Below are 13,491 nucleotides of genomic sequence, written 5' to 3'. Positions count from 1 at the left end.
GTACATTCCCCAACCCACCACCATGTCCATTCGTCCCCCCGCCGAAGCTTACGAGAAAGTTCCGACTGTCATTTTCCCAGACTCCGCCAAGGCGGCCAAAACACTGGCGCAGGAAGTGAAGCAGTTGATCGAGACAAAGAACAAAGCTGGCCAGCCTGCGGTTCTGGGCATGGCGACGGGATCGACACCTGTGCCGTTTTATCGCGAACTGATTCGTCTTCACAAAGAGGAAGGACTTAGTTTCAAAAACGTCATCACCTTCAACCTCGACGAGTACTACGGTCTGAGCGCCAATCATCCCGAGAGCTACTCGATGTTCATGGCTGAGCAGCTGTTTGACCACATTGACATCCCGAAGGCGAACATCAACCTTCCGAGCGGCACGGTGCCGGGAGATCAGGTCTTCAACCACTGCCGCCAGTATGAGGAAAAGATCCAGGCTTCCGGCGGCATTGATCTGCAGATTCTCGGCATTGGTCGAACGGGCCACATCGGCTTCAATGAACCCGGTTCCAGCCGTGACTCGATGACACGCCGCATCACGCTGGACCGCGTGACGCGCCAGGACGCTGCGAGCGACTTCCGCGGAGAGCAGAACGTCCCGCATTTCGCGATCACCATGGGGGTGGGCTCGATTCTGCGGGCCAAAAAGCTGGTGCTGATGGCCTGGGGCGAAAACAAAGCCGTCATGGTGGCCAAGGCCGTCGAAGGGCCGATGACGGAAGCGATCTCGGCCTCCTTCTTGCAGGATCACCCGGATGCGCGGTTCTTCATCGATCACGGTGCTTCACGCGAACTCACCCGCATCAAGCTGCCCTGGCTCGTCGGCCCGGCATCCTGGACACCGCGTGAGACCCGCCGCGCAATGGTGTGGCAGGCCTTCAAGATCAATCGCCCGATTCTGAAGCTGATCGATGAGCACTACAATGAGAACGGCCTCTCTGATCTGCTTTCCGAGCAGGGGCCGGCTTATCAGCTGAACATCCGAATTTTCAACCAGCTGCAGCATACGATCACGGGCTGGCCGGGCGGCAAGCCCGATGAGGACGACACCTACCGCCCCGAGCGTGCAAGGCCATATCCAAAACGCTGTCTTGTTTTCAGTCCGGAGCCCCAGGATGCCATCACCGGCATGGGTGGCACCATTGATCGCTTGGTGGAGCAGGGGCATGACGTGCGTCTGATCGCGCTGACTTCCGGCAGTTTGCGCGTGCCGGACAGCGAGGCGGATAAATTTGCCGAAACGCTTCTCGAACTGGCCTCCAATGCAACCAATCCAGCCACCTGGGCCGCTCAGGTGGCCTATGCGCAGGAAGCGCTGGGACTGCTGGAAGCCAAGGGCGAATTCGGCGAGGACCCAGCGTTGCTGCGGCAGCTCAAGGGCCTGATTCTGCGCGGGGAATTGCGCGATGCGGCACATACGGTGGGACTGGCCAACGACCGGGTCACCTTTGTGGACCTCCCCTTTTATGAACATGGCCGTTACCGTCGCTTCAAGAGCACGGAGGATGACAACAAGGCGCTGGTAGGTCTGCTTCAGGAGCACAAACCGCATCAAATCTACATCACGGGTGATGCTGCCGATCCATCGAGTGTGGCAGGCATTTGCTTCCGCCTGCTGGTGGCCGCCTTGCAGTCTTGCGCCGGCGAGGAGTTCGCTGGTTCCTGCAGCGTGTGGCTGTATCGTGGCAAGGAGCGTCCGCTGGAGCCGCATGAGATCGACATGGCGATTCCGATGAGCCCCCTGCAGATCGAGCGCAAGGCCAACGCCCTTTCACGCTACGGAGCTCTGTCTTCCCTGGAAAAAGAAGCGCCGGAGACCAATCGCGAAAATGCGCGGCTTTATGATGCACTCGGCCTGGCCGAGTACGAGGCCATTGAGACCTTCCAGCGCTGGCGCCGGGTTTAATCCGGCTCTTAACCAGCTACCGCGAGCCTGGCGTCGCGGTAGCTGCATTTTCCCAGCCGCCGAAGCTCGTCGCAGTGGGCTTCGATGCGCATGCTCTTCATGCTGGGCTGAAAGCCAAGCCGGCGTGTGATGCAGTCATGCAGCAGTGCGGTGTGATCATCTTCGAACTCCACCACTCGATCGCAGTCGAGGCAGATCAGGTGGTTGTGCTGGGGCTTGTCGAGGAAATTGGGGTCGTAGTAAGTCTGGTCACGGCCCAGGTCGACTTCGCGCAGCAGCCCGCATTCCACCAGAAGGGTCAGGGTGCGGTAGACGGTGGCCCGGGAAACGGTGCTGTCGAGTTTGCGCGCCTTATCGAGCAGTTCCTCGGCTTTGAAGTGGTCGTCGGTGGCAAAGGCAGCCTCCACGATGACATCCCTTTGCTTGGTACGGCGCAGTCCCTGGCTGGCCAGATGTTTTTCCAAGCGTTGAGTGATACGTTCGTCCATGTGGCGAAGAGGTTAGCCATGGCAGAGGATCGCGCAAGGCAGGGCTTTTTTTGAAGTAGACGGCAGGAAAGCGCTATATTTTAGGGTTTTCGCGTGGAAAAATGACGTGTGATGATGGGGACTAAGACTGTGTTTAGTTTATTGTAACAGAGGTAAGTAAGTGAATGCGAATGCGAAGGTGAGGTCTCATATAAAGCAGTGTATTGTGCAAGAGAGCTAGGCGATGTGTTCAAATTAGTTTTAAATAATTATGGATTTTATTGTTAATATTGATAAAATTACCCATACTGCCTGATTCCAAGCATGCCTTTACCATTTTCATTCTCTACCCAACGCCAAAGCCCTGCGGTCGAAAGTCCTGCAGAAGCCATAGCACAGGCGATTGCAGAGAAGGTGATGAGCCATGCTCCGGGGCATGTCAGCACTGAGCCACTGCAAGGAGCTCAGGGAAGCATCTTGAGCCTCCCAGCACCGGAAGCCGTGCCACGTTCGATCCCCGATTTCCCACGTTCGGCTGCCGTGAATGCAGCGACGCTGTCTTTCAAACATGAACAGGAAGCCGTTCTGCCACCTGAGGTGAATCTGACTTCTGCGGTGCCGCGGCCTGCATCCCAGCAGGGGACTCTTTTGGCCCAAGACTTGCCGGCTCAAATCGATCAGTTAAGGAATGACATTTTTGGCATTGCCATGAATGTGAGCGCCATGAACGACAGGATTGACCGCATGGAGCAGCGGCTCCCCCAAGCCGGGCAGTCGGTGCAGGCCGGCATAGCCGCCTTGCGTGGCGAGATTGAAACCTGGCTGGAAACCCACCTTAATGCGGCCGTAGAGCACTGTGTGAATCAAATCATCCTCCGAGCTAATCCTTCTGACAACCGCTCCGTCAACTGATCGCCATATTCGTATCATTCGAGCTTACACTTTATGAACTCCCTGAGACTCCGCATCCTGTTACCCCTCTGGCTTTTCGGCTTTTTGCCTGCGATGGGAGCCACCCGAATGATGGGGCAGCCACTTGAATGGTTCTTCGGCATGACTGGTGTCCTTCTCGGCGGTGGCGTCTTCCTGGCCGCCTATTTGATTTCCGGCTGGCTGCTCAAACCGACGACTGCTGTGATGAAGGGCACTACGGCGGTGCTGCGTGGAGTCCCACCGGACACCCAGTCCGCTGAATGGCTGCCAGCTGACTTTTGGAAGCTGCGCTGTGACATCAACATGATCTTTGCCAAGCAGCGCCAGGCGCTCAATGCCGCTGAGCAGCATGCCTGCCAGACAGCTCAGCGCCTGCTCAATGCAGAACGCCTGCTGCGTGAGGCATTCACAGCGCTGCAGGGGCTGTTTGCGGCCAGCGATGAAGGGGTGCTCGTGGTGGATGCCCAGGGCTCCATCATCGCCTCGAACGCCAAGCTGGATGATTTTCTCGGCCAACCGGTCGAAGAAATCGCCGGACGGGATGCCACTCGCATTCTCAATGCGCTGATCGAGCGCTTTGAAGAAAAAGCCGTGATCACCGCCTGGATTGAAAAGAGCTCCACCCATCTTGAAGGCCAGGCTGAAACGCCGCCGCTGGTCTCCACAGACAACCGGGTGTTCTCCCTGCGCTCCAGCCCGATGCGCACGGATGCCGGTGAAGTGATCGGACGCATCTGGATCGTGAAAGACCGCTCTGAAATGCGGGTGCTGGAGAACCAGCTTCGCGAATCGCAGAAGATGGGGACCATCGGCCAGCTTGCCGGCGGCATCGCTCACGACTTCAACAACCTCCTCACGGCCATTCGTGGCAATCTCACCCTCGCCGAACTCACTCCCGCCTCCAATCAGGCTGGGGTGCGTGACAAGCTGCAGAATGCCAACCATGCCACCACGCGTGCGGCGGAACTCGTCAAATCCCTCCTTGGCTATTCGCGCCGCAGCACCGGCGTCGCCGTGCGCAAGTCCACCAATCTCAAGCGTCTCCTGGCTGACGTGCAGAACCTCCTCAAGCACAGCGTCGATCCGCGTGTCACCATTCAGATGCGCGGCGGCATGGACGCCTCGTACGCAAGCGGAGATGCCACGCAGATCGAGCAGGTCATGCTCAATCTCTGCCTCAACGCCCGCGATGCACTGCCCGCAGACAAAGGCGTGATCGAAATCGCCGTCGAAAACGTCACCCATCGCATGCCGTCGAAATCAGCCGAAAGCAGTGAGGCCTCTGACTTCGTCATGCTCGTGGTGCGCGACAACGGCCACGGCATCTCTGAAGAGCACCGCCAGCGCATCTTTGAGCCTTTCTTTACGACGAAGACAGGCAGCAAAGGCACAGGACTCGGCCTCTCCACCGCGCAGGACATCGTACGTGAGCACGGTGGCTGGATCGAATTCGACAGTGAAGTGGGGCGCGGCACCGAGTTCCGGGTGTTCCTTCCACGGTTGCTCAATCCCGAGCAAGTCGAGGAGGATGCGCCGATCGACAACGGACAGGCCATCAATGCCCCCGTCGGTGGTCAGACCACCATCCTGGTTGTGGATGATGAAGCTCCGGTGCGCTCCATCGCCATGAACATGCTCGGCTTCCTCGGCTACCGCGTCCTGGAGGCCTGCGATGGCCAGCAGGCGCTCGACATCCTCCTGCGCACTCAGGAGAAGGTGGACGCGGTCCTGCTCGACATCTACATGCCCAAGCTTTCCGGCCGTGACACCTTCAAGGAACTGCGCGCTGTCGGCAATGATGTGCCGGTGGTGGTTTGCAGCGGTTTTGTCATCGATCCTGACGAATTTACCATTCTCAGCCAGGGGGGGGCGCCGCCGGTGGACATCATGCTCAAGCCCTATTCGCTGGACGGTTTGAGCAAGGCGCTGGCCAAAGCCGTGCAGAAAACGCCGGGGGAAACGCCTGCTTTTGAGCTCACCGCGAACCGGGCGCCGCAGCAGGCAGCCATGCTCCTTTCCTGAGCACAAGCGAAATCTGAGGGGGAGAACTGCTTTACGGCGGCCATCTTTCCCCTTTTCGATTGCCGCAAAGGCGCTACCATCCGCGCCCCATGATCAAAGTCGGCCTCGTCTCCCTCGGTTGCGCGAAAAATCTCATCGACTCGGAAATCATGATCGGCCACCTCCAGCAGGCAGGCATGGTCATGACACCTGAGCCGGATCTCGCGGATGTACTCATTGTGAACACATGCTCGTTCATCGACATGGCCAAGAAGGAAAGTGTCGGGGCGGTGCATGACGCCGTGGACCAGCGGGCGGGCTCGAAAAAGCGTGCGCGTCAGAAGATCATCGTTGCGGGCTGCCTCTCGCAGCGTTTTTCCACGGAGCTTCCAGGCCTCATGCCCGAGGTGGATGCCTTCATCGGACTCGATCAGATCACGCAGGTGGCGCCCATCATCCAAAAGCTCGTCGGCACCAAGGAGCACGAGCAGGAAAATCTGGTGACCCGCCAGCCGCAGTACATCCCGGATTACGACACGCCGCGCTTCCGCCTCACGCCGCAGCACATGGCGTATATCAAGATCGCCGAAGGCTGCAATCATCCCTGCTCCTTCTGCATCATCCCGCGCATTCGCGGCCGCCACCGCAGCCGCACGCAGGAAAGCATCGTCAAAGAGGCGCAGCAACTCATCGCCAGCGGGGTGAAGGAGATCAACCTCATCTCCCAGGACACCACCTACTTCGGCATGGACAAGTGGACGGATGAGCGCCCCAAGCCGCGCAGCGGGGTCGATTCCACCAAGGGGGAATCGCTTTCCTCCCTCATTCGTGAGCTCAACAAGATCGAAGGCGACTTCTGGATCCGCCTTCTTTACACGCATCCCGCGCATTGGAGCGACGACCTCATCCAGGCCATTGCTGAAAGCCCGAAAGTGGCGCGTTACATCGACATGCCGCTCCAGCACATCAGCGACCGCATGCTGGGCCTGATGAAGCGCGAGACGGATGGCGCCTACATCCGTGATCTCATCAAGCGCATCCGTGCCGGCATTCCCGGCATCGCCATCCGCACCACCTTCATCGTGGGCTTCCCTGGTGAAACCGAGGCCGATTTCAACGAGCTGCTGCAGTTCATTCAGGACACCAAGTTTGAGCGTGCCGGCGTCTTCAACTACTCCCGCGAGGAAGACACCCGTGCGGCGAAGATGGAGGATCAGATCCACCACATGACCCGCAAGGCCCGCTGGAACGAGGCCATGCGCGCTATCCAGCGCAGCATCGAGGGATTCAATACGACGCAGGTCGGACGCAAAATGCGTGTGCTTGTTGAGGAGCCTGGAGTTGCCCGCAGCGAAATGGACGCGCCTGACATCGACACCACGGTGTTTGTGAGCAAGAAACTGCCGGTGGGCAGCTTTGCGGATGTGACCGTCAAGGAGTGGCGCGGCTACGATTTGGTGGCGGGTTGAGGCGGTGTGTTCACCCCTTCATTCGGCGGCCTGGGGCCTGAAGCGTTCGGCGACGCGGTCTACGCCGCCGCGTGGGCCGTTCACCGGCTTGAAGGCTCCGGCTTCCCAGCTTGTTTTTTCCGGGTAAGGATAGAGCGGCATGTCGAGTTCGGTTTTGCCATCGACGATCCGTTGTGCGCTGAGAGCGTGAGGTGCTTCGCCTTTTTCGCGCCAGTGCATGACCAGGCCGAGCATGTCGGGCAGTTTGTTGATTCCCGGGCCGGGGCCGTGACTCATGCCGGGGACGATGTAGAACTTGCAAAATGAGGCGGCTTTTTCCAAGGAGCCGAAGTGCTCGATGACGCGCTCGTAATAATCGAGGGAGGCATGGTAGGGCACGCAGGAGTCGGCGGAGCCGGAGATCATGATGAGCTTGCCGCCGCGTTTTTCGAAGGCGCTGAGGTCCGCGTTTTCTGCGTTGAGATAGGGACCCAGGGCGGCGGTGTAGGTGTCGATGTCCTTGCCGAAGTCGAGGCTCTGGAGGTCTTTGTCCTTGCCGAAGACCCACTGGAAAAGATAGAGGTGGCCGTGGGCGATCTTGAAGGAGCTACCGAAGGGAATGCCGTCGAAGATGCGCTCGCCGGTGATCGCGTGCTTGGGACCGCCGAACAGTTTTCGCAGGGCTTCGGTGTGTTGGGCGGTCAGCGTGGGATCTTTCTTTTGTGCCAGCGCGATGACCGCTTCGATGTCTTTCCCGGTGCAGCGGGGGTCGGAGACCAGCTTGCCGGCAGTCTGTGGGAGTTCGCGTGCGGCCATGTATTCGTTGCCGGCGGCGATGATGTTTTCCTCCTGCGTGGGGGTGAAGGGGCATTGATGGAAAATCTGCTCGTTCCACAGAAAATAAGCATGCAGCGGAGTGCGGCAGTGAGCGGGAACGTTGGCCACGATGCCGTCGTAATCCTCGGGATAGCGCTGGGCTTCCTGAAGCGCCTGCTGGCCTCCGGTGGAGCCGCCATTGAAGTAGGAATATTCGGGTGAGCGACCATAATAAGCTTTGATGACCTGCTTGGCGGAGGTGGTCATGAGGTGGGTGGCGCGATAGCCGAAATCCTTCCAGACATCCGGTTTGCCAATGCCGGAATCCGAGTTTGGGGCGGTGCCCATGTCCGTGGTGGCCACGGCATAGCCACGGGCCATGTGCCCCGCGAGGCTTCCTGAATTGATGCGGCCGGCGGCACCGCCGTTGCCCAGACCGATGAAGCGGTTGTTCCATTTGGCTGCTTCTGGCAGCCAGATTTCCACGTTGATGTTGGAATCTTTGGCCGGGTTGAGAACGAGCTTCACCACCGTGTGTGGCGGCAAGTTTTTGTCGGCAGTGGCGCTGATTTCATCGGCGAGGACAATTTTACCAGCGTCGATTTGAAGCTGTTTGAGTGTCGCAAGCCGGTCTGTGTTCTCCGGAGGAGCGGCCAGTGCTGCAGTGGCCGCGAATGCTCCGAGAATAAAGTGTCTGCAAAGCTGCCGGGGAATTCTTGAGGTGGGATGTTTCATGGCTCAGTCACTGAATGATCGGCACGGATTGGCGTGTGTTGCGCTCCGATCATGAGCGTGCCGAATCACGGTGTTCCTTGCAACCGATGAATGAGCTTTTCCCACGAAGGAAGCAGGCCTCTGAAAAGTCAGCGTCTTCTGGTGGTCCGTTTCCGCGCTTTGGTCTGCGCGCGGAGGGTCTCGTTGATTTCTTCGTTGGTCAGGACGATCGCGTGGCGGATGGTGACTCCCTGCAATGCCGCAACATCAGCCGGCGGGGCGGGCGGCGCTGCTGCTGCTACGACCGGCTCCGGTGTTGATGGTGCAGGAAGGGGTGCTGGACTGATGGCAATCTCTTTTGGAGGGAGATCTGGCTGAGTCGGCCTGGTGTTTTCCTGGCTCGTGAGAATGGCCCGGCGGATGACGGGTTCCACATTGGGTGCGGGAGTGCTGCTCACCGCAGGAGCCGAGGCAACAAGCTGAGGCTTCTGGGCAGGAGATGCGACCGCCTTTGCAGAGGGGGGGGGCTCCTCCCGGCTGACATTTTCAAGCGGGGGCATTGCTGGAGCTTCTGGCTTGAGAGCCATTGGCATTGGAACATCTGCCAGCTGGGCAGCGGGCGGGGCTGGCGGGAGGCTGGAACGCTCGTCTGCCAGCACTGGGAGCTTGGCCACTATGGGCTGGGACAGGGCCTGAAGGGGGGGAGGGGCTGGCGGTTTGGGGGTGATCTCTGCAACCTCCTCCTGCGATGGGGCTGCAATTTGTGGCAGCGAAACCGGTGCGGCAGTGATCACGCCGGAGCCAGCTTCTGGCAAGTTGCCAAAGATCATCCAAGTCAGAGTCCCCACAAGCATGACAGTGGCAGCCAGTGCCAGCCATGGGAATTTGAACTGGGGAGGAGAAGGACGATGGAAATCGAGTGACTTGAGGCCGCCACTGACTGGAGCGAGGAGGAGGTTTTTCCTGGCCTGATCCATGGGCGCATTGGCCGACTCCTGATCTTCCTCAAAATCAGAAACGAAGCCTGCACTGGTGATTTCCTGAGAAGCAAACGAGTCCTTGATCGAGTCCATTTCGGCGCTTGCTACGGTCAGGAGGTGGGAGAGCTTTTCCGTGAAGTCGAAGGGGTGGGGGACGGTGCCGCCGCTCAATACCTTCTGCAGGCACTCATGCAGGTAAGCCGCCGCCATTTCAGGTAAGCTGGAGGGAAAGCCGGCAATCTCCTGCATCTGACCTTCGCCCGTGAGAAGATAGACCGCCAGGCCGACGAAGGTGCGGTGCTGCTCGTCACGGGCGGCGATCCCGGCTGTTTTTTTATCTGGGTCATATGCCCATGGGCTCAGATCAATCAGCCGTGGCTTGCACAAGCTGCGCATCGTCTTGTGCAGACGGAGTTTCACCACAAATTTCGGCCAGGCGTCCAACCGCTTTTGGTGCAGGCGCTCCAGATCACGGGGGAGGACGGGGCCGTCATGGCCGACACAGAGTTGAATATTGGCCGGATCCAGATCCACCCGCTGAACGCCTGTTTCCGCCGCCTGCTCCAAACCGGCATGGACCTGCCGCAGCAGAGTGATGACTTCTCCGGGATTGAGCGTGCCGCGTTTCGCCATCAACGCGCTGAGAGACATGCCCGGCTCACGTGCTTCAGAAAGGAAAGCCCAGTCAGGGCCCTTCCAAAGACCCAGCAGGTGAAGGAGGTTTGTCTGCCTGGCAGGATCCTGCCGCCAGACCTGCGGGGGGAGCGCCATGAAGTCAGACTGACGGGCGATCCGCTCGGGGGGGAGCAGATGCAGGGTCACTGGCTGTTCAGCGGATGCAGTGACTGCTGAAATCGTGAAGGGATAGCAGCCCGACGATTCGGGGTTTTGGATCCGGAAACTCGTGCCAATCAGAGTGGTGAGCGGAATTTCTCCCAGAAGCAATGTCTGCAGGTGGGAGACGGGCAGCGTGGAAGGGTCTGCAACGAGCAGCAGCTTGGGGTTGCGCGCCTGCACGAGGGTTACGTAGGAGCACATCGCCTCCCGAATCTCGTCACGCAGAGACTTTCTCGAAATCGAATGAGCCGAGGGACTGGTGAGGACCGATTTGATGACGAAGCGGAGGCTCGCTGGCAGTTCGGCGATGACGCTGAAGTCGTCAGGATTGCCGTCAAGGCAGGTCTGCCCGGTCATCAGCAGACAGAGCAAGCGGCAGGCCTCGACAACGAAGCGAGAGCTGTGCTGGCCAAAGGCCTCGGACCTTGGCTGTGACAGGCCGTAGTCATACAGCCGGAGCTGCAGATACTCTTCCTCCTGGGTGGTGACCAGCACCTGATCCATGCGCAGAGTTGAAAGCAACAGTCCTTGTTCCTCAGCTTTTCCCAGGTCTTGCAGAAGCTGATGCACCAAGGCCAGCGATGTCACGGTGGGCAAGGCTCCGCGACGCAGGACATAATCCTGGACAAACTCGCCCTCATTCAGGTCAGTCACGAAATAGGGCAATCCGTCATCAATGCCGGATTCAAGAATCGTCATGAAGGATGGGCCGCGCATGACTGCCGCACTTTGCAGCAGTTCAAGCATGCGAAGATGCAGGTCTTTATCGACCATCTCCGGCTGCACCTCCACCGGGGCCTCGGTTGTTTTGGGCTCGTAAAACCTGTGGAGGAACCTGGATTGCCCCCGTGATTTTTGAACCTTCCGGCGTGCGCCAGCCTGGGATTTGCGTCCTTTCTGCCGTGAGGCCGCCCATTGGCGGCGTGACTGCCAGCTCACTGGCTTGAGCCAGCGTCTCATGGTGGGAGGCTGACTTGGGGCAGGGACCGGAGCAGCTTTCCCAGTGAAAATGTGAAGCTCCACCAAACGACTGTTTCGCTGATCAAAGGCCAGCATGACCACTTCATCTTTTGCTCGCGGCAACTTGATTGGAGAGCCATTGCGATGACTTGCCAAGGCTAGGGATCCAAAGAGTTGTGGCCCTTCAAGCATAGCTTAAACCGGTGAGTATGGAAAATTCAATGAGTGTTTTAGATCTAGCGCTATCTTCTCAAGAATGAACTTTGCGACTCATTTGTGCAATGGAAAATATGCAACGTCCGTAAATATTTGAAAAATCATTTAAGATATGACTAATATTTGATTCGAATTAACCTGTGATGGGTCGGCTGAATCAACCGCAGATCCTGCAATCAAACTGCGGTGCCGCTTGCTCTCCTGCGTAGTTATGGACATTCTGCCTGATGACACGCAGCATTCTTGCCATCGGCGCACATTATGACGATTGTCCTTTCGGCATCCCTGGCACGCTTCTGCGGGCCGTGCAGAAACATCAGCGGGTGGTCATACTCAGCCTGATCGGTGACTACACCAACTGGCCGCCGGTCAAAGGCCGGGAGCAGGGACTCCTGGAACTTTCAAAGCAGCTAGCTGCTGAGCGCGGCATCGAGATGCGTTTTTTACCCTACAAGAGCCTGGGCTTTGAGCCGACTCTCGAAACCAAGCGGGCCGTGGCTGAGGTGGTGGCCGACGTGAAACCCGACACCGCCTTCATGCTCTGGCCGCGAGACCGCCATCCCGATCACGAGGCTGCCAGTGCGATCTGCCATGCGGCTTTGTATCAACCGGCGCGCCTGCTCGGGCGTGAGGAGGTGAAGACGCCCTCACGCGTGTATTGGTATGACAATGGTCCCGGCCATACGATCGGCTTTGAGCCGGACACGTATGTTGATGTTTCCTCTGAATGGCCTGCTACGACCGAGTGGCTGGGGCGGCTGATGGCCTACGTGCGCAAGGAAGAATATGACCCTGCCAAAGCGGATGCTGCGATGGAGACAAAGAGTGTGCTCTCCCGGTACCGTGGACTGGCCTGCGGGGCCAGATATGCCGAAGCTTTCAAGAGCGTGCGGCCAGTGGTGAATGCCGAGTTCTGAAGTCCAAAAGGCAAACGCTTTGGATGGTACCCCCGGTAGGATTCGAACCTACGACAAATTGATTAAGAGTCAACTGCTCTACCAACTGAGCTACGGAGGCATGTTTGAAACCAAACAGCGTTGGAAGGGAGGGGAGTTTTAGTCGTGTCTGGGCTCTGTGCAAGTAAGTTTTGCCACGACTGGAAACTTTCGGGCGCGGGCGCTCGACCGAGATTCGCTGCTGGGCTGGCAAACAGGCATCATTTTGGATGTTTTCAGTGCAGTGGCGTGGTATCCCGCCAGCATGCGTGTGCTGGTTTTCATCCTTTTTACGTCAATGCAGGCCGCCCTGGCGGCTGAGCCTCCCTTGGCAGTCACCTTGGCCGGTCAGCCTGGATCTTACACGATCAAGCGCTGGAAGAGTGACTGGCCTGGCTGTGAATTTGAGGGAGGCATCGCCCAGGGCCGCGTTGCCATCGTCGAACATGATGCGCTTTCATGGCTGCGTGTGAACTTTGCCGTCGGAAAGATCGGTCCTGAAGAGGGTGGTGCGGGGTGGCGCATGCCGTTTGGGAAACATGAAGCGGCAGAACTCAGCTACACGGTGCGCTTCAGCGGGGATTTCGACTTTGTCAAAGGTGGCAAGCTGCCGGGACTGTGCGGCGGTCCGGACAATGTCAGCGGCGGCCGCCGGGCCACAGGAACGAATGGCTTCTCAGCGCGTCTGATGTGGCGGAAAGAGGGACGCGGCGAGGCCTACATATACCACAAGAATCAAAAGGGCGACTATGGCGACAGCTTTGCCTTTCCTGCCGACTTCCGCTTTCCCACCGAGACTCCGGTCAAAGTGAAGATCGCCGTGACGATGAACACCGTGGGCAAACGCGATGGTGTGTTGCGTGTTTGGATTGATGAAAAACGCATGGTGGAACGAACCGACATGGAATGGCGCACGGTGGACAGCTTTGGCGTGGATGGTTTGTATTTTGAAACCTTTCACGGCGGTGGCGATTCCTCCTGGTCGCCGACAAGGCCCTGCTGGGCGGAGTTCGCGGAGATGAAGGTCCAGCGATAGCGGTCTTTCAAACGCCTTCAAATTGGGCATTGACCGCGTTCCTGCAAATCAGGACACTCGGATCAATCTCAACCAGGAGGTCATCATGAATGAACTGCAATCCCGCCGTGCATTCCTTGCCGATGTGAGCAAGGGAACGCTGTTAGCCACGCTTGGTCCCGCGCTCGCAGCCGAGTTTGGCATCAGCACCGCCAGCGCGGAGGACTCGTCCGCCGCATTGAACTTCGGAGACATGGAGG

9 protein-coding genes and 1 tRNA gene are annotated in these 13,491 nt (G+C 58.6%); 6 read left to right on the top strand and 4 right to left on the bottom strand.

From position 1 onward, the window contains the following. Nucleotides 1-22: 22 nt before the first annotated feature. Complete coding sequence (nagB, locus tag ACILSL_RS10530; protein ID WP_395731979.1) at nucleotides 23-1,909, top strand: glucosamine-6-phosphate deaminase; 1,887 nt, start codon at nucleotides 23-25, stop codon at nucleotides 1,907-1,909. Nucleotides 1,910-1,917: 8 nt separating this feature from the next. Here nagB and ACILSL_RS10525 read toward each other — a convergent pair whose 3' ends face one another. After that, entirely contained in the window at nucleotides 1,918-2,397 is a 480-nt protein-coding gene (locus tag ACILSL_RS10525; RefSeq protein WP_395731978.1) for a Fur family transcriptional regulator, read from the bottom strand. Between the two features lie 303 nt (nucleotides 2,398-2,700). Between ACILSL_RS10525 and ACILSL_RS10520 the strand changes: the two genes are divergently transcribed. From ACILSL_RS10520 to rimO, 3 genes are all read left to right on the top strand, one after another. Next, a complete protein-coding gene (locus ACILSL_RS10520) occupies nucleotides 2,701-3,288 on the top strand; it encodes a hypothetical protein (RefSeq protein WP_395731977.1) in 588 nt (195 codons plus the stop codon). Between the two features lie 141 nt (nucleotides 3,289-3,429). Continuing rightward, on the top strand, nucleotides 3,430-5,331 hold the full coding sequence (locus ACILSL_RS10515; RefSeq protein WP_395731976.1) for an ATP-binding protein: 1,902 nt from the start codon (nucleotides 3,430-3,432) through the stop codon (nucleotides 5,329-5,331). 89 nt (nucleotides 5,332-5,420) lie between these two features. After that, a complete protein-coding gene (rimO, locus tag ACILSL_RS10510) occupies nucleotides 5,421-6,779 on the top strand; it encodes a 30S ribosomal protein S12 methylthiotransferase RimO (RefSeq protein ID WP_395731975.1) in 1,359 nt (452 codons plus the stop codon). A gap of 18 nt (nucleotides 6,780-6,797) precedes the next feature. Here rimO and ACILSL_RS10505 read toward each other — a convergent pair whose 3' ends face one another. Together ACILSL_RS10505 and ACILSL_RS10500 are read right to left on the bottom strand one after the other, a co-directional pair. After that, nucleotides 6,798-8,309 (bottom strand): tannase/feruloyl esterase family alpha/beta hydrolase, encoded by a 1,512-nt coding sequence (locus ACILSL_RS10505; protein WP_395731974.1) that lies wholly within the window; start codon nucleotides 8,307-8,309, stop codon nucleotides 6,798-6,800. A 128-nt stretch (nucleotides 8,310-8,437) separates the two neighbouring features. Beyond that, complete coding sequence (locus ACILSL_RS10500) at nucleotides 8,438-11,065, bottom strand: hypothetical protein (RefSeq protein ID WP_395731973.1); 2,628 nt, start codon at nucleotides 11,063-11,065, stop codon at nucleotides 8,438-8,440. A gap of 443 nt (nucleotides 11,066-11,508) precedes the next feature. On the opposite strand from ACILSL_RS10500, the gene ACILSL_RS10495 reads away from it, so the two are divergent. After that, nucleotides 11,509-12,198 carry a PIG-L deacetylase family protein gene (locus tag ACILSL_RS10495; protein ID WP_395731972.1) on the top strand — a complete coding sequence of 230 codons (690 nt, stop codon included), beginning with the start codon at nucleotides 11,509-11,511 and terminating at the stop codon, nucleotides 12,196-12,198. Between the two features lie 24 nt (nucleotides 12,199-12,222). Here ACILSL_RS10495 and ACILSL_RS10490 read toward each other — a convergent pair. Beyond that, nucleotides 12,223-12,298 (bottom strand) — tRNA-Lys (locus ACILSL_RS10490). A gap of 183 nt (nucleotides 12,299-12,481) precedes the next feature. Between ACILSL_RS10490 and ACILSL_RS10485 the strand changes: the two genes are divergently transcribed. Further along, nucleotides 12,482-13,252, top strand: coding sequence for a polysaccharide lyase (locus ACILSL_RS10485; protein ID WP_395731971.1), 771 nt, complete (start codon nucleotides 12,482-12,484; stop codon nucleotides 13,250-13,252). The last annotated feature ends 239 nt before the right edge of the window (nucleotides 13,253-13,491 follow it).

It is taken from the genome of Prosthecobacter sp., assembly GCF_044222345.1.
Taxonomy (GTDB): domain Bacteria; phylum Verrucomicrobiota; class Verrucomicrobiia; order Verrucomicrobiales; family Verrucomicrobiaceae; genus Prosthecobacter.
Note: the sequence above shows the minus strand (reverse complement) of the source record. Positions and strands in the feature narration are given on the sequence as shown.